Origin of the sequence: Sulfurimonas indica, from assembly GCF_009192995.1 — a bacterium.
GTDB classification, from domain to species: Bacteria; Campylobacterota; Campylobacteria; order Campylobacterales; family Sulfurimonadaceae; genus Sulfurimonas; species Sulfurimonas indica.
In genome coordinates this window covers 23,295-39,447 of record NZ_SDID01000017.1, presented here as the reverse complement: position 1 = coordinate 39,447, position 16,153 = coordinate 23,295, and the positions used below count along the sequence as shown (strand labels likewise).

At 36.9% G+C, this 16,153-nt stretch carries 21 protein-coding genes; 20 read left to right on the top strand and 1 reads right to left on the bottom strand.

Going from position 1 to position 16,153, the window contains the following annotated elements; translation table 11 throughout:
* Positions 1–65 precede the first annotated feature (65 nt).
* Positions 66–341, top strand: coding sequence for a 30S ribosomal protein S15 (gene rpsO, locus ES948_RS08375; RefSeq protein WP_152184498.1), 276 nt, complete (start codon positions 66–68; stop codon positions 339–341).
* An 81-nt stretch (positions 342–422) separates the two neighbouring features.
* Here rpsO and kdsB read toward each other — a convergent pair whose 3' ends face one another.
* Positions 423–1,139, bottom strand: a complete 717-nt coding sequence (gene kdsB / locus ES948_RS08370) for a 3-deoxy-manno-octulosonate cytidylyltransferase (RefSeq protein ID WP_152184497.1) — start codon at positions 1,137–1,139, stop codon at positions 423–425.
* Positions 1,140–1,191: 52 nt separating this feature from the next.
* Here kdsB and ES948_RS08365 point away from each other — a divergent pair, with 52 nt between their 5' ends.
* The 19 genes from ES948_RS08365 (at position 1,192) to ES948_RS08270 (ending at position 16,104) form a co-directional block, all read left to right on the top strand.
* Positions 1,192–1,887, top strand: coding sequence for a tRNA1(Val) (adenine(37)-N6)-methyltransferase (locus ES948_RS08365; protein ID WP_152184496.1), 696 nt, complete (start codon positions 1,192–1,194; stop codon positions 1,885–1,887).
* Complete coding sequence (locus tag ES948_RS08360) at positions 1,881–2,252, top strand: YkgJ family cysteine cluster protein (protein ID WP_223176047.1); 372 nt, start codon at positions 1,881–1,883, stop codon at positions 2,250–2,252. Before ES948_RS08365 ends, ES948_RS08360 begins: the two co-directional genes overlap by 7 nt.
* The gene (locus ES948_RS08355; protein ID WP_152184494.1) at positions 2,245–3,522 is read left to right on the top strand and encodes a tetratricopeptide repeat protein; all 1,278 of its coding nucleotides are present in this window, start codon (positions 2,245–2,247) and stop codon (positions 3,520–3,522) included. The genes ES948_RS08360 and ES948_RS08355 overlap by 8 nt, the downstream gene beginning before the upstream one ends.
* A complete protein-coding gene (gene trpC / locus ES948_RS08350) occupies positions 3,519–4,316 on the top strand; it encodes an indole-3-glycerol phosphate synthase TrpC (protein ID WP_152184493.1) in 798 nt (265 codons plus the stop codon). The genes ES948_RS08355 and trpC overlap by 4 nt, the downstream gene beginning before the upstream one ends.
* Positions 4,309–4,653: a hypothetical protein gene (locus tag ES948_RS08345; RefSeq protein WP_152184492.1), complete on the top strand. Its 345-nt coding sequence runs from the start codon at positions 4,309–4,311 to the stop codon at positions 4,651–4,653. Before trpC ends, ES948_RS08345 begins: the two co-directional genes overlap by 8 nt.
* A gap of 3 nt (positions 4,654–4,656) precedes the next feature.
* Positions 4,657–5,757: a succinyl-diaminopimelate desuccinylase gene (gene dapE, locus ES948_RS08340; protein ID WP_152184491.1), complete on the top strand. Its 1,101-nt coding sequence runs from the start codon at positions 4,657–4,659 to the stop codon at positions 5,755–5,757.
* A complete protein-coding gene (locus ES948_RS08335) occupies positions 5,757–6,167 on the top strand; it encodes a thioredoxin family protein (protein WP_152184490.1) in 411 nt (136 codons plus the stop codon). Before dapE ends, ES948_RS08335 begins: the two co-directional genes overlap by 1 nt.
* On the top strand, positions 6,164–6,544 hold the full coding sequence (locus tag ES948_RS08330) for a RidA family protein (RefSeq protein ID WP_152184489.1): 381 nt from the start codon (positions 6,164–6,166) through the stop codon (positions 6,542–6,544). Before ES948_RS08335 ends, ES948_RS08330 begins: the two co-directional genes overlap by 4 nt.
* A gap of 187 nt (positions 6,545–6,731) precedes the next feature.
* On the top strand, positions 6,732–7,067 hold the full coding sequence (locus ES948_RS08325; RefSeq protein ID WP_152184488.1) for a cytochrome C: 336 nt from the start codon (positions 6,732–6,734) through the stop codon (positions 7,065–7,067).
* Positions 7,068–7,141: 74 nt separating this feature from the next.
* Positions 7,142–8,548 (top strand): DUF3373 family protein, encoded by a 1,407-nt coding sequence (locus ES948_RS08320; RefSeq protein ID WP_152184487.1) that lies wholly within the window; start codon positions 7,142–7,144, stop codon positions 8,546–8,548.
* Positions 8,549–8,568: 20 nt separating this feature from the next.
* On the top strand, positions 8,569–10,008 hold the full coding sequence (locus ES948_RS08315) for an NAD(P)/FAD-dependent oxidoreductase (RefSeq protein ID WP_152184486.1): 1,440 nt from the start codon (positions 8,569–8,571) through the stop codon (positions 10,006–10,008).
* 323 nt (positions 10,009–10,331) lie between these two features.
* A complete protein-coding gene (gene rplU, locus ES948_RS08305; protein ID WP_152184484.1) occupies positions 10,332–10,640 on the top strand; it encodes a 50S ribosomal protein L21 in 309 nt (102 codons plus the stop codon).
* Between the two features lie 30 nt (positions 10,641–10,670).
* Positions 10,671–10,928, top strand: a complete 258-nt coding sequence (rpmA, locus tag ES948_RS08300; RefSeq protein ID WP_152184483.1) for a 50S ribosomal protein L27 — start codon at positions 10,671–10,673, stop codon at positions 10,926–10,928.
* 151 nt (positions 10,929–11,079) lie between these two features.
* Entirely contained in the window at positions 11,080–12,180 is a 1,101-nt protein-coding gene (gene obgE, locus ES948_RS08295; protein ID WP_152184482.1) for a GTPase ObgE, read from the top strand.
* 5 nt (positions 12,181–12,185) lie between these two features.
* Positions 12,186–12,956, top strand: coding sequence for a glutamate 5-kinase (gene proB / locus ES948_RS08290; protein ID WP_152184481.1), 771 nt, complete (start codon positions 12,186–12,188; stop codon positions 12,954–12,956).
* Complete coding sequence (fmt, locus tag ES948_RS08285; protein ID WP_188109492.1) at positions 12,953–13,864, top strand: methionyl-tRNA formyltransferase; 912 nt, start codon at positions 12,953–12,955, stop codon at positions 13,862–13,864. Before proB ends, fmt begins: the two co-directional genes overlap by 4 nt.
* Entirely contained in the window at positions 13,845–14,480 is a 636-nt protein-coding gene (locus ES948_RS08280; RefSeq protein ID WP_152184480.1) for a biotin--[acetyl-CoA-carboxylase] ligase, read from the top strand. The genes fmt and ES948_RS08280 overlap by 20 nt, the downstream gene beginning before the upstream one ends.
* Positions 14,477–15,259, top strand: a complete 783-nt coding sequence (locus ES948_RS08275; RefSeq protein WP_152184479.1) for a ParA family protein — start codon at positions 14,477–14,479, stop codon at positions 15,257–15,259. The genes ES948_RS08280 and ES948_RS08275 overlap by 4 nt, the downstream gene beginning before the upstream one ends.
* Positions 15,259–16,104 (top strand): ParB/RepB/Spo0J family partition protein, encoded by an 846-nt coding sequence (locus ES948_RS08270; RefSeq protein ID WP_152184478.1) that lies wholly within the window; start codon positions 15,259–15,261, stop codon positions 16,102–16,104. Before ES948_RS08275 ends, ES948_RS08270 begins: the two co-directional genes overlap by 1 nt.
* Positions 16,105–16,153: the final 49 nt, after the last annotated feature.

The window sequence follows — 16,153 nt, the reverse complement described above, 5'->3', positions numbered from 1 at the left end:
ATCCCGCTTCAACTTCTTTTGCATTTGTGTAAGGGCAGTAAATTTATACCATTCAGGAGGCTATTATGGCTTTAGATTCGGCGAAAAAACAAGAGATTATCGCAAAATACGGACGTAATGAGAATGACACTGGTTCTAGTGAAGTTCAAATTGCACTTTTAACAGAAAGAATTTCAGAACTTACTGAACACTTAAAAGTTTTCAAAAAAGACCACGCTTCACGTCTTGGACTTCTTAAATTAGTTGGACAACGTCGTCGTTTAATGAAATACTTCAAAAGAACGAACAAAGAGGCTTATACTAAACTTGTTGATGATTTAGGTATCCGCGACAATATCTAGTAAACTTGTAGAAGTTTATGTTTTTAAGGGAGGAACACTTTTTGTGTTTCTCCCTTTTTTTATGCCAAAAATTTAGTATTTTTATAAGAATATCTCAATGGCCCTTGCCAAATCCTCTTTTGTATCGATTCCAAATCCAGTACTTGCCACTTTTACCATAGCAATGTTTTTTTGATGATAGATTGCACGCAGTTGTTCAAGCTTCTCAATATCTTCAATCGGTGCATCATTTAATGAGCAGAACTCTTTAAGACTTTTTTTAGAAAATCCGTAAATTCCGATATGTCCAAAGTAAACTGCTTCTCCACTTTGATTGTGTGGGATTTTAGCACGTGAGAAATAGATGGCATTGCCTTTTGCATTGAGAACAACTTTTACAAGATTTGAATCCTCTGCAGCTTCAGCATTGATAGAGTTGTAGCAACTCCCCATGATAAAATCAGCACTCTCTTTTTGAAGCTCACGTAGTTTATTCATCAAAGATTCTACAACATCAGGCTCGATAAAAGGCTCATCGGCTTGAACATTGATAATAAGCTCATCATCATCAAGCCCTAAAATAGTAGCACATTCATGAATACGGTCTGTTCCGCTTTTATGTGTTGTTGAGGTAAGCATCGCTTTTATGCCATGGGCTTGACATACTTCTATGATCTTTTCATCATCGGCAGCGACCACAACATCATCAAGATGTGCTACTCTCTTTGCAGTTCGAACAACCATAGGCAGACCACCGATGTCTGCTAAAACCTTTTGAGGAAAACGGGATGATGCTAAACGGGCAGGAATAATTATCATTTAAAGCCTTTAAGATATAATAACGTAATTATATCAAAGGCTTTATCAAAATATGCTTCTTTATCAGCCCGAATCCGGTTATTGTTACAATAGTGACTCCATATTTTTATATGACTTTATAAACAGTTTTTCTCCCAAAGGCAGTGTGCTTGATGTTGGTGCAGGTTGTGGTATTGTAGGACTTTTAGTCGCACGTGATAATAAAAAGGTAGAACTTGAAGCTGTTGAAAAGCAGGATGTTTTGGCTGCTTATGCAAAAAAAAATGCAGAGGCAAATAGTATTGACTATAAATTGTACGAAGCAGATTTTTTGGCCTTTGAGACTGAGCAAAAGTATGACTATATCATCTCGAATCCGCCTTTTTATCCTGATGGGGTACAAAAGTCCAAAGATACAATGCTCACATATGCTAGATATAACTCATCGTTGCCGATGGATGCTTTTTTTAAGAAGGTTTCACAGCTTTTAAAACCGCATTCACATTTTATCTTCTGTTATGATGCAACGCAGTTTGGTCTTATTTCTGCAGCATTAGATAGAGTAAAAATGCGTCTTGTGGATGTACGCTTTGTGCATCCAAAGATAGACAGAACTGCTTCGTTGGTAATGATTCATGCAAGAAACGGTTCTAAGGCAATGGTAAAAGTACATCCGCCTTTGATCCATTTTGATGGCAATGACCTCACGCAAGAGGTGCAAAAAATTTATGCAAAAGCTAAAACAGAGAGTATCAAATGTCAATTGTAAAAAAAGAGGGCTATCCTTATGCTTTTAATTCTGATGCATGTGCTAGTTGTGAAGGGCGCTGCTGTACGGGTGAGAGTGGTTACATTTATGTCACAAAAGCAGAGATATTTGCTATTGCAGAGCTTTTAGATATGGATGTTAATGATTTTGGAGTAAAATATCTCTTCAAAAACGGGTACAAATATTCACTCAAAGAAAACAAAATCGAAGACTCTTACGAGTGTGTCTTTTATGACAGAGAGTCCAATGGATGTAAAATATATATGGCACGACCAAATCAGTGTAAAACTTTTCCTTTTTGGGACTATTTCAAAACACATGTTGATGAACTTAAAGCCGAGTGTCCGGGGATTATTGATGCTTAGAGTTTTTCTGATATCGCTTTTACTGCTTTTATCAGCCTGTTCTCAAAAGAGTATCAAACCACATGAGAAGGCTTTTGATGTAGAAGATACGTACATAGTATTTGCATTGCGTGCAGAGCAGGTAGGTGATTATAAAAGTGCTGCAAGACTTTTTGGAGAACTTTATGAAAAATCATCGAAAAAAGAGTACCTTTACAGATATTTGCAAGATAAGATTGTATTAAAAGAGTATGCTGATGTTGTAAAAACTGTTGATAATCTCACAGATGGTTCTTTTGAAGATACAGAACTGGTGAGACTAAAAACTGTTGCATTGTTAGAGTCAAACAGACTTCAAGAAGCAAAAAAAGTCTCCATTGCATTGGCACAATATACACATGCACCAAAAGATTACTTGCTCGTGAGTGATGTCTATACAAAAAGCAAAGATTATGATTTGGCACTAAAATATTTAGAAGGTGCCTATATCAAAGAGTATAATGAAGAGATACTTGATAAAATTTCCATCATTCTTTATGTCAATCTGCACAGAAAAAAAGAGGCGATTGCAGAGCTGGAGTCTCACGCAAGAATTCATGGATGTTCCAAGCTTATTTGTAACAGACTTGTCAGTTTTTACAGTCATGATAACAACATAGAGGGATTGCTTTCTGTCTATAAAAGACTCTATGCAAAAGAAAAGAGTGAGGATATAGCGCAAAAAATCATTCAGATATACTCCTATAAACGAGAGTATGTGAAACTGATGAATTTCTTAGAAGAGAACCATATCGATGATGAGCTTTTACTTCAGCTTTATGTCTCTGGAAAAAACTGGAAAAAAGCAAGTAAGCTGGCATTTAAACTCTATAAAGAGAACAGTGATTATGCATACTTGGGACAGAGTGCCATTTACAAATATGAGAGTTACAGAGGGAAAGTTCCTAAAAAAGTTCTTTACAATGTAATAGCAAATCTTGAAAATGTTGTAAAATACAATAAAGATTCACTTTACATGAACTATCTTGGATATATTCTGATAGATCATGATGTCAATGTTCAAAAAGGTATGAGTTATATCCGTGAGGTTTTGAAAAAACAACCGAATTCCGCATACTATTTAGACTCACTAGCGTGGGGATATTACAAGCTTGGGAAATGCTATAAAGCTAAAAAAATCATGTTAAAAGTTGTCAAACTAGAAGGGGGAGATGAACCCGAGGTTAGAGAACATTTGAAAAAAATCAACAAGTGCATTAAAAAATTAAGAAGGGCAAGAAAGAAAAAATGATTTTAGATGATATTATTAAAAAAACAAAAGAGGACTTGGAAAAAAGAGAAAAAGAGTTCTCACTTGACTGGTTAGGACGCTCACTTGCATTTAACGCAAGACAGCCGCGTGATGTTTTTCCATATTTAACAGCGACTGAAGAAGACCCGTACAGAATTATCTCAGAAGTTAAAAAAGCTTCACCTTCAAAAGGTGTAATTCGTGAAGATTTTGACCCACTCGCTATTGCTCAGGCATATGAGCGAGGAGGAGCAAGTGCGATTTCGGTACTGACTGAGCCTCACTTCTTTCAGGGAAATCTAGAATATTTGGCAGGTATTCGCCGTTATGTTGGTATTCCGCTTCTTCGAAAAGATTTTATCGTCTCAAAGTATCAAATTTTAGAGGCTTTGGTCTTTGGAGCTGACTTTATCCTTCTTATTGCAGCGGCACTTTCAAAAAAAGAGCTTAAAGATCTACTCAACTATGCAAGACACCTTGGTATGGAAGCACTTGTTGAGGTGCATGATAAGGCTGACCTTGTAAAAGCCATTTATGCAGGAAGTGATATTATTGGAATCAACCATAGAAATCTACAGACTTTTGAGATGGATATGGAGCTCTCTTACAAACTGATTCCGCTTATTCCAAATGGTAAAATCATCGTTGCTGAGAGTGGTATTTATGAGCATGGACAGTTGGAAGATCTGAGTAAAGCAGGTGTGGATGCTTTCTTGGTCGGTGAATCGTTAATGCGTCAAGAAGATGAAGAAGCAGCACTGAAAAAATTAAAATATGGAGAAGAGAATGCATAAACTGTTTTTAATTACACTCGTTGCAGTGGCACTGTTTTTTACTGCATGTACACAAGAGACACAGAACAAACTAGGACGCAGCATCCAAAACTGGACAGGTACTCACGGGGTTCTTGATATCTATATGGGTGGGAAGCTTGTGCAGAGATTCATAAATATTGATAAACTCTCAACAGCTATCGCTACAGATGGTACAACACCAAGAAACTATAGATATGGTTACGGATATTTGGATACAAACTTTAACTACAAGGTAGATGAGGGTGAGAAAAAACTCTATTTTGAAGTAAGTAACTACTCTACACCTTATGTTTTTTATGAGAACCCTGGAAAATAGTTCGTGGAAGTATTAGAGCTTTTTAAAAAACTGGTCTCTACAAAGAGTGAGACTCCTGAAGATGGAGGATTACTGGATTTTATCAGTGAATATTTAGAAGATTTTGAGGCTGTACGAGTAGATGTAGAGGATGTGAAGAACCTTTTTATCTATAAAAAGTTTGGAGAAGGAGAACATCTCTGTTTTGCCGGACATGTGGATGTAGTTCCCGCTGGTAGTGGATGGAAGTATGACCCTTATGAAGCTGTAGAGGAAGGTGAGTATATCTACGGTCGTGGGACACAGGATATGAAAAGCGGCGTTGCTGCATTTGTGCAGGCTGTCAAAGAGGCAGAGAACTTTCAAGGAACACTTTCATTGCTGCTTACTTCTGATGAAGAGGGAGAAGCAATCAACGGTACTGTAAAGGTGCTAGAGTATCTGCGTGAGCATGATATGCTTCCTGATGTCTGTGTTGTTGCTGAGCCAACCTGTGAAGAGATATTTGGTGATGCCATAAAAGTTGGACGTCGTGGCTCTATCAATGGATACTTGACACTAAAAGGCAAGCAAGGCCATGCTGCTTATCCCGAAAAAGCCATTAACCCTATCCATCAGATTGCAAAGCCGCTCTCTGAGATGGCAGGTGTTGATTTGGATGATGGCGATGAAGCCTTTGCGCCTTCAAAGTTTGTCATTACCGACATCCGTTCGGGAATGGAAGTGACCAATGTGACACCAAATGAACTCAAAATGATGTTCAATGTTCGAAATAACACAAACATTACACAAAAAGAGATTACAATGTTTGTACAAAAACACCTGGAGGGATTGGATTATGAACTGCGTCTCACGCAGGGTTCGTATCCGTTCCAGACCGATACCAATACAAAACTTGTACGTAAAATAGATGAGGCCATAGAGAGAGTAACGGGTATAAAACCAAAACACTCAACAGCCGGGGGTACAAGTGATGCAAGATTTATCGCTCCAATGGGTGTTGATGTTATCGAGTTTGGTGTTAAAAATGATACGATTCATTCAGTCAATGAGCGAACAACAAAAAAGGAGGTAGAAGATTTGTACAGAGTCTTTAAAACTTTAATTGAGATTTGGGAGAAGTAATGAGATATATAGTATCAATGATATTATTGGCAGTAACGCTTATGGCAACTGAGCTGCAGTGGTTAGATAACTACAATGTAGCAATGGAAAAAGCAAAGAAAGAGAATAAACTTATCTATATTTTCATATCATCATCTACATGTGGCTGGTGTGATAAGTTTGAGAAGACAACATTGCAAGATGAGAATGTCAAAAAGAGACTAAAAAAAGAGTTTGTTCCTGTTCATCTTGTGCGTGAATTTGATGATGTACCTCAAAAATTTGCTACTGCACCTGTACCTAGACACTACTTTACTGATAGTAAAGGAAATATTTTATATAACAGTCTAGGATACAGAAAAGTAGATACTTTTGAATCATTTATGGATAATGCACAAGAAAAATTCACAATGACAAAGGAGAAAAAATGAAATTTGTACAAACCCAAAAAGCCCCGTCTGCCATAGGACCATACTCTCAAGCAACAGTAGTAAATGGTATGGTCTATACTTCAGGTCAGATAGCACTCCTTCCAAATGGAAGTGATGAACTTTTAAGTGCAGATGTTGCAACACAGGCTAGACAGGTTTTAAGCAATCTACGTGAGGTTTTAGAAGCAGCAGACTCTTCTTTAGATAATGTAATAAAAACAACTATTTTTATTGCAGATATGGATGATTTTGTAACAATTAACGAAATTTATGAAAGTTTTTTTAAAGATCATAAACCGGCCCGCTCAACTGTGGCTGTAAAAACTTTACCTAAAAATGCTCTTGTAGAGATTGATGCAGTAGCACTCATCAAATAAACAAACAATACTATAATACCCCTTCAAAACACTATGAGAGAGAGTTAAAGACTCTCTGTCTCTTCCAAAATTAAAATCTCCAAATATAATCTATAAATACTGTTTATAAATATTTTAAGTTTATATTATCTTAAAGTTTAAATATGTATAATAGCTACTTATTAATATCATAATATAAGGAAATGAAATGACAACAGTTAAAAAAGTAGCTTTCGCAGCAATATTAGGTTTTGGTTTAATTGCAACAACTGCAAGTGCAGATGCAGATAAAGGAAAGAGAATCTATCAGAAAAAACTCAAGAATGTTTGTGGTTTTTCTGGAGCAGTGTTTGCAGCAAAACATACACAAGATGAGTGGGCAGAGGCAAAAGAAAATGGTGAACTTGGAAAAGTGATGACTGAAGCATGTCCGGCTGGAGCTGACTTTTTTGAGAGCGCAAAATTCAAGAAAAAATTCTCAACACATTTATATGACTTCGTGCATGATTTCGCAAGCGATAGTGGAAACATCCCTTCTTGCTAAGTAAAACAGTACACTCGTAAGAGAGTGTACTCTACAAAACTAAATAATTATAAGCTTTCACTCAAGGAAAACATATGAAGAAAATTTTATTGTCACTTGCCGTAATCGGTGGGCTTGCATCTAGTACATTCGCAGATGATATTGCAGATTTAAAGGCTGAGATAGATGCATTGAATAAAAAAGTCGCAAAACTGGAAAATCAACAAAAACGCACAAAAAAATCTTTAGCAAAAGTAAGAGCACATGATGCTTTTGATAATATCAAGTTTGATATAGACTTTAGAACAGCATATGACTATATCAGTTATAAAACAGCTACAAAAACTTATACAAATGATGCACTTTTTTCAAATCGTTTGTGGTTAGGTATGGGATATCAGCCGACAAAAGATATGATATTTAAAGGTCAGCTTGCTTTTAATAAGGCTTTTGGTGCAGATACAAATGGAAGAGGTCAAGGTTATGATGGCTTTGACTGGGTTATCAATGAAACACTGACAGATGATACTCTAAAGGTTAGAGAGGCATACTGGCTTTGGACTCCGACTGTTGGTGGTTTTGGAACAACACTGAGTGTTGGTCGCCGTCCTGCAACAAATGGATATCTTATCAATCTGCGTGATGATGATAAAGCAAAATCTCCACAAGGTCATATTATCAATATGGAGTTTGATGGTTTAAGTGCCAGTATCAAACTCGATAAATATGTCTCAGGTTCGTACTTAAAACTCTGTTTGGGTCGTGGTCTTACAAATGCTAGAACAAGATTTGATGCACAAGGTTTAGACTATGCTACAGATACAAGTGCAGATAAACTGGATAATATGGATCTAGTAGGTGTGCTTGCAAAAATTTATGATGATGGACAGTATAGTGCTATGGCTACATACTATCGTGGCTTTAATGTCCCAGGAATTGACTCAACATTAACGACTCCAGCACTTAGAACATTTGGGAATATGGATGGTGCTGCTTTGTCTGCGCAAATACAGGGCATTGGAGATATGATCAATGATTTCCTTGATGATACTATACTGTTTGCTTCTGTTGCTTGGTCACAAACAATACCAAATGCTAATCAACCAATGTTAGGAAGTATTAATAAAGAATCCGGTTACTCATACTGGATAGGTGCACAGGTACCAAACCTTACAGGTGGAAAATTTGGACTAGAGTATAACCACGGTTCAAAGTACTGGAGACCATTTACATATGGTGAAGATACAATGATAGGCTCAAAGATGGCAACTCGTGGGAATGCGTATGAAGCATATTGGACACAGCCAATTATAAAAAAAGATGGAAAAAGTCTGTTTTCCATGCAAATCAGATATACATATTTAGATTATGATTACACTGGATCAAATGGATTCTTTGGTGATAACGGTACACCGCTTACAATGGCTGAAGCAGTTGCAAATGGATTGGATCCAGTTGAGAGTGCACAGGATTTAAGAGTATATTTTAGATATAGATACTAGTTAAAGAAGGGGAAATGAAAATGAGTAAAAAAATTGACTTTATGGATGAAATAGTGAATGAAAAAGGGATGAGTCGCCGTGATGCCTTGAAATTTATGGGTATCTCACCAATTGCTGCAGGTGTACTAGCAAGTGCAGGCAGTTCGACAGGTACAAAAGCTGAAGCTTCAAGTGCAGAAGGCAAGATTGTAATCGTTGGTGGAGGTGCCGGTGGTATTATGGCTATGGCACGACTCCATGCTGCGCTTTCACATCCAGATATTACACTAATTGCTCCAAATGAGAAGCATCTTTATCAACCAGGTCAAGTATTTATGGCTGCAGGTGAGTATACCTTTGAAGATATTGTCAAAGATAACAAAGAGTTCATTCCAGATGATGTAAACTGGATTAAAGATGAGGTAAAAACTTTTGATCCGGATAACAATAAGGTTATCACACGTGCTGGTAAAGAGGTGAGTTATGACTACCTTGTTGTAGCTACTGGTCTTCAGTATCATTATGAGTGGATTGAGGGGCTTACAAAAGATATGATCGGTAAGAATGGTATCTCTTCGGTTTATCTCAATGACCCTGAAGCTGGAACAGCAGATGGTGGTAGTATCACTTGGGATTGGTTCAATGAGCTTAAAGAGGCTGCCAAAAATGGTAAGCCAAAAGTTATCTGTACACAGCCTGCAACACCGATCAAATGTGGTGGTGCTCCTCAAAAAATCCTCTATCTCAGTGATGACTATCTTAAACGTGATGGTTTGACAGCTGAGTTTACTTTTGCGACAAACGGTAGTAAACTTTTTGGTGCGGTACCGGCAGTTGACAAAGAGTTAAAAGAGGTTGTTCAGCCTCGTTATGGAAATATTACAAATAAATTCAAACATAACCTTATCGCGATTGATGCTGATAAAAAAATAGCAACATTTGAGTATAAGTATGAAGTTAAAGGTGAATATGACGAGGACTTAGAAGAGTATGATATGATCAAGAAGGTTGATCGTGTTGAGATGCCGTATGACTTTATTCATATTGTACCACCGATGGCTGGGGTTGATGCCGTGGCTAACTCCAAACTTGCATGGCAAAAGGGAACTGGAAAAGGTTGGCTTGAAGTTGATCAGTATACATTGCAACACAGACGCTATAAAAATGTATTTGGAATTGGTGATATCTGTGGTGTTCCTAAAGGCAAAACCGGTGGATCAGCTCGTCACCATGGGCCGATTATGGTCGCAAACCTTTTAGCTGTGATGGAAGGAAAAGAGCCAAAAGAAAAATTTGACGGCTATACTGTATGTCCACTCAAAACACAGTATGGTAAAATCATTCTTGCAGAGTTCAATTATAAAGGTGCAGCACCGTCATTCCCACTAGCAGTAGAACAACCACGCTGGATGTGGTGGGCATTTGACCTCTATATGTTAAAACCAATGTATTGGTATTTGATGATGAGAGGATTGATGTAGGATGCAAAAAACTCTGATAAGAGAGATGGCGATTTATGCTATCTTGCTTGTCGTCCTCGCACTTATGATGCATCCTGATTTGCTCTTTAATCCTACAGAGAGAATCTCTTTGATGCAAGAGAGAAAAAATTACTTTCATCCTTTAATATATACGTTTATTCTTTATAGTTTATTCTTTTTTATACGACTTGTTGTTAAAAAAACAGTAATACTTTTTAGGAAAATAAGAGATAAATAAGAAATTAAACATAACTTAAAGCTTGAATGGGTATAATTCCGCACTTTTTGTAGAAATACAACCTAAAAATATTTAAGGACCATAGATGTACGCAATTATTAAAAATGGTGGTAAGCAGTATAAAGTTCAAGAAGGTGACGTTCTTTCTTTAGATAAAATGTCATTAGAACCAGAAGCTACTATCGAAATCAAAGAAGTTCTCGCAGTAAATGCTGGTGAGCTTAAAGTTGGAGCTCCATATGTGGATGGTGCTGTTGTAACTGCTGAAGTTATCAGCGAAGGACGTGACAAGAAAGTTGTGATTTTCAAAAAACGTCGTCGTAAAGATAGTAAAGTAAAACGTGGTTTCAGAAGAGATCATACTCGTGTACGTATCACGAAAATAGCTGCATAGTAGCTTAACTAAACTTAGAGGAGATTCAAGATGGCACATAAGAAAGGTCAAGGGAGTACACAGAATAATCGTGACTCAGCTGGTAGAAGACTTGGTGTAAAAAAATATGGTGGTGAAGCTGTAATCGCTGGTAACATTATCGTTCGCCAACGTGGAACAAAAGTTCATCCGGGTAAAAATGTAGGTATGGGAAAAGATCATACTCTTTTTGCTTTAGTTGACGGTGTTGTTGCGTTTGAAAGAAAAGATAAAAAACGTAAACAAGTTTCAATTATCCCTGCTGCATAATTCTACATCTGTTTGAGCTTTGGCTCAAACATTTTTTTTCTATCACTTCGGAATATATTTCCAAAAAACAAAACTCAAAATATTTAATAATTTACTTTATAATAGTTTTTTCTTAAGTATTTAAATAGCTAGATATAAAAAGGATCAGACAATGTTTACAGATAGTGTCGAATTAACAGTCTCATCAGGTAAAGGTGGGCCAGGATGTGTGGCATTTCGTCGCGAAAAATTTGTACTCAATGGTGGTCCAAATGGCGGAGATGGTGGAAAAGGTGGTGACATCTGGTTTCGATGTGACAACAACACACATACACTTTCACATTTTCAAAGAAAGATGCATATAAAAGCAGATAACGGCCGTCCTGGTGAGGGTTCAAACTGTACAGGAAAATCAGGTGCTAAAAAAGTTATCATCGTACCACCTGGAACGCAGATAGTTGATGCTGAAACAGGCGAAGTTTTACTTGACATGGTTGAAGATGGTCAAGAGGTAAAGTTTTTAGAAGGTGGAAAAGGTGGACTTGGAAACACGCACTTCAAATCCCCTACAAACCAAAGACCAACCTATGCACAACCGGGTGAAAAGGGAGAAACGCGTAAAATCAAGCTTGACTTGAAACTTATTGCTGATGTTGGACTTGTCGGTTTTCCAAATGTTGGAAAATCAACACTCATCTCAACAGTATCAAATGCTCGTCCTGAGATTGCAAACTATGAGTTTACAACACTCACACCAAAGCTCGGTCAGGTAAATATTGGAGATTATGAGTCATTTGTAATGGCTGATATCCCTGGAATTATCGGTGGAGCACATGAAGGTAAAGGACTTGGAATCAAGTTTCTTCGTCATATTGAGCGTACAAAAACACTCCTTTTTATGATTGATTTGGCTTCATACCGTGATTTAAAAGAGCAGATAGAAGTTCTTAAAGATGAAGTGGCTTCTTTTTCAGAAAAACTTGGAACTTCAAAATATGCGATAGCACTGACTCGTGTAGATATCGTTCCACCGGAAGATGTTGAGAATTTAGTGACGAATTTTATTGAGATGTTGGGACTTACTCCAAGTAAGCAGAGTGAATTTGACTTTGACGCTGCATTACCATATTTTATTCAAGAAAGTGCGGATGAAACACTTGGTTTTAAGAGAGAAAAACCATATTTCATTGCTCCAATCTCTTCTGCTACACATAAAAATATAGAGCCACTCAAATATGCACTCTTTAATTTAGTACAGTCTGACAGAAAGTAGAAAATATGAAACGTGTTGTTGTTAAAGTAGGAAGTGCAGTACTCACACAAGATGGTGAAATTGCACTCACTCGTATGCAGGCACTTGTAAATTTTTTGGTTGAGCTTCGTAAAAAATATGAAGTGATTTTAGTCTCTTCAGGTGCTGTTGCTGGTGGATATACAAAACTCAAACTTGATAGAACAGTCATCGCCAATAAGCAGGCATTAGCTGCTATTGGGCAACCGGTTCTTATGGGTAGATATGCAAAGAAGTTTGAGAAACATGATGTCGTGACTGCTCAGGTTTTGGTAACTGCAGCAAATCTCAATAAATCAGATGATATTAAAAGAATAAAAAATACAGTTGAGACACTGCTACGTAACGGTGTTATCCCAATTGTCAATGAAAATGATGCAACCGCAACTGATGAGCTCGAAGTTGGAGATAATGACCAACTCTCAGCCTATATAACAAAACATACAGATGCAGATATGCTTATTATCCTTTCAGATATCGATGCTTTTTATGATAGTGATCCGAGAAAAAACAGTGATGCAAAAGTTCAAAAAGTTGTCCATAATATTGATAAAGAGATGTTAAGTCAAGAGGTGACACCAAACAATATCTTTGCAACGGGTGGGATAGTTACAAAACTCAAAGCAGCAGCATATCTCTTAGAAAATAACAGAGAGATGTTCTTAGCAAGTGGATTTGATTTAAGTGATGTCAAACATTTTATGCTTGAAGGCAGACATATGGGTGGAACACTCTTTACTAAGGCTGCAGAGTCATGATAAAAGTCATTTTTATGGGAACTCCCGATTATGCTGATGCTATTTTACAAGAGCTTATAGAAGATAGTAAGATAGATGTTGTTGCAGTATATACACAGCCTGACAAACCGGTAGGACGTAAAAAAGTACTTACACCTCCACCAGTAAAAGTAACGGCACAAGAGTATAATATACCTATCTATCAACCTGTACGTCTGCGTGAGGAAGCAGTTGTGCGTGAGCTTTTGACAATAGAGTGTGATTATATTGTAGTAGCAGCATATGGACAGATATTGCCACGTGAGATATTAGATCATGCACCATGCATTAATCTTCATGCTTCCATACTCCCACAGTATCGTGGAGCATCTCCAATTCAACAAACTCTTTTAAACGGTGATAAAGAGACAGGTGTGACTGCAATGTTGATGGAAGAGGGACTTGATACGGGTGATATCTTAAAGATTGAAAAGATTCAAGTGGCCGATGATGAGATGCTTGAGCAGCTTTTTCATAGGCTCACGCAAGTAGCTACAACACTGACGATTGATGTAGTGAAAAACTTTCATTCATATACTCCCATTCCACAAGATGAAACAAAAGCAACACACTGTAAGAAGATAACAAAAGCGGATGGCTTGGTTACTTTTGAAGATGCTCAGATACTTTTTAACAAATATAGAGCTTTTACACCTTGGCCAGGCATATACCTAGAGAGTAAGTTAAAACTCAAGAAAATCGTACTTGAAGCCAAAGAGTCTTCTAATGAAGCCGGAAAGATTTTGAACATTGATAAAGAGAGTATTGTTGTCGGATGTCAAAAGGGAAGCATTAGAATTTTTAGAGTGCAGCCAGAATCAAAAAAAGAGATGGATGTGCTTGCTTATATTAATGGCAAAAGGTTAAGTGTTGCAGATTATCTATCTTGATACTATCCACTCAACACAAAAATATCTCAAAGAAAAAATCACTACAAATGAACTTCAAGCTCCTGTAGCTGTTAGTGCTGACTTGCAGACTGACGGTATAGGAAGTCGTGAAAATAAGTGGATATCAGAAGAGGGAAATCTCTTTTTCTCTTTTGCTGTAAAAAAGAGCTTTTTGCCAGAAGATCTGAAACTGGAATCTGCATCTATCTATTTTTCCTATATTTTAAAAGAGACACTCCAAGAGCTTGGTTCTGATGTATGGATAAAGTGGCCCAATGATTTTTATCTTGCAGATAAAAAAATTGGTGGAACAATTACAAATTTAGTACAAGATATAGTAATTTGCGGCATAGGATTAAACAGCAGCAGTGCACCAGAGGCTCACGCATCACTTGATGTTGCAGTAGAGAAAAAAAAGCTCTTGGAAAATTATTTCAAAAATATTGAAAAAAAAGTTTTATGGAAGCAAGTTTTTAGCAAATATAAGTTAGAATTTTACAAGAATCAAAATTTTTACACACATATTAACAAGAACAAAGTTTCTCTGCGTGGTGCAAAATTAAGTTCTGATGGCAGTTTGGAGATAAATGGTGAGAGGATATACGGTTTAAGATGAGTGAAGTAATTGTAATTGCAAATCAAAAAGGCGGAGTAGGTAAAACGACGACTGCTGTAAACCTGGCAGCTTCTCTTGCCGTTGCTGAAAAAAAAGTACTGCTCATTGACTCAGATCCACAGGCTAATGCAACGACATCACTTGGATTTCACAGGAATGATTATGAGTTTAATATCTATCATGTGCTCATCGGTACAAAAAAACTCAAAGATATCATTTTAAAGTCAGACCTCCCAACTCTCCATCTTGCTCCTTCAAACATCGGTCTTGTAGGGATAGAAAAAGAGTACTATGATGCAGATAAAGCCAAAGGACGTGAGTTGGTGCTTAAAAAAGCCATTGCGAATGTAAAAAAAGATTATGACTATATCATTATCGACTCTCCTCCGGCACTTGGACCGATGACGATCAATGCACTTTCAGCTTCAAATTCGGTTATCATTCCTATTCAGTGTGAGTTTTTTGCACTGGAGGGTCTTGCACAACTTTTAAATACTGTAAAGTTAGTAAGAAAATCGATTAATCCAAAACTGACTATCAAAGGTTTTATCCCTACAATGTTCTCTGCTCAAAATAACCTTTCAAAACAGGTATTTGCAGATTTGCGTCAGCATTTTAAAGGGAAGCTCTTTAAAGATGAAAAAGACAGATATATAGTAGTACCTAGAAATGTAAAACTTGCAGAATCACCATCTTTTGGTAAACCTGCAATTTTATATGATGTAAAATCAGCAGGTTCTCTTGCATATCAAAATTTAGCACAGGCGATTATAAAATAATGAAGACACAGAAACTTGGACGTGGTTTAGATGCACTTTTAGGTGAAATGGATGAGGCGTACGAGAACGAGAGTTCACAGCGTGATGCAGTTCTAGAGATTCCTTTAAAAGATATTCGACCTAATCCTTTCCAACCGAGAAAATCTTTTGATGATACTGCTTTGGCAGAACTTGCCGAATCAATTAAAAATGATGGATTATTGCAACCTGTTGTCGTTACTGAAGATATTGACGGTTATGTTCTAATTGCAGGTGAGAGAAGATTTCGTGCCTCCAAGCTTGCAAAGCTTAAAGAGATTCGTGCCATTGTTCTGAACTCTGATGAACAGAAGATGCGTCAGTTCGCTCTTATTGAAAACATTCAAAGAGAAGAGTTAAATTCTGTTGAATTGGCTGAGGCATATCATGAACTTATCAAACTTCATGACATAACACATGAAGAGTTGGCAACGATGATTCATAAAAGCCGTGCACATATTACAAATACACTGCGACTTTTACAACTCTCATCCAAGACACAAAAAGCACTTATTGAGAAAAAGATATCAGCAGGTCATGCAAAAGTTTTAGTTGGTCTTGATGAAAAAGAACAACAACTAATGGTTAACTCTATTATCGGTCAGAAACTCAGTGTTCGTGATGTTGAGTCGATGATTAAAAACATCAAAAAAGAAGATGTAAAAAAGAGTTCATCTACAAGTGATGAAATTATATTAGACTTTTCAAAACTCAAAGAAAAACTCAATGATTTGGGATTTTATGTAAAAAGTTCTAAAAACAGACTTACATTAGAGTTTGATTCTCAAGAAGAAGCAGAGGAATTTTTGTCACATTTAACAGACTAGTGACAAAAAATTTCAATTTTTTACTCCAATTTAACTATCCTTTCAATTT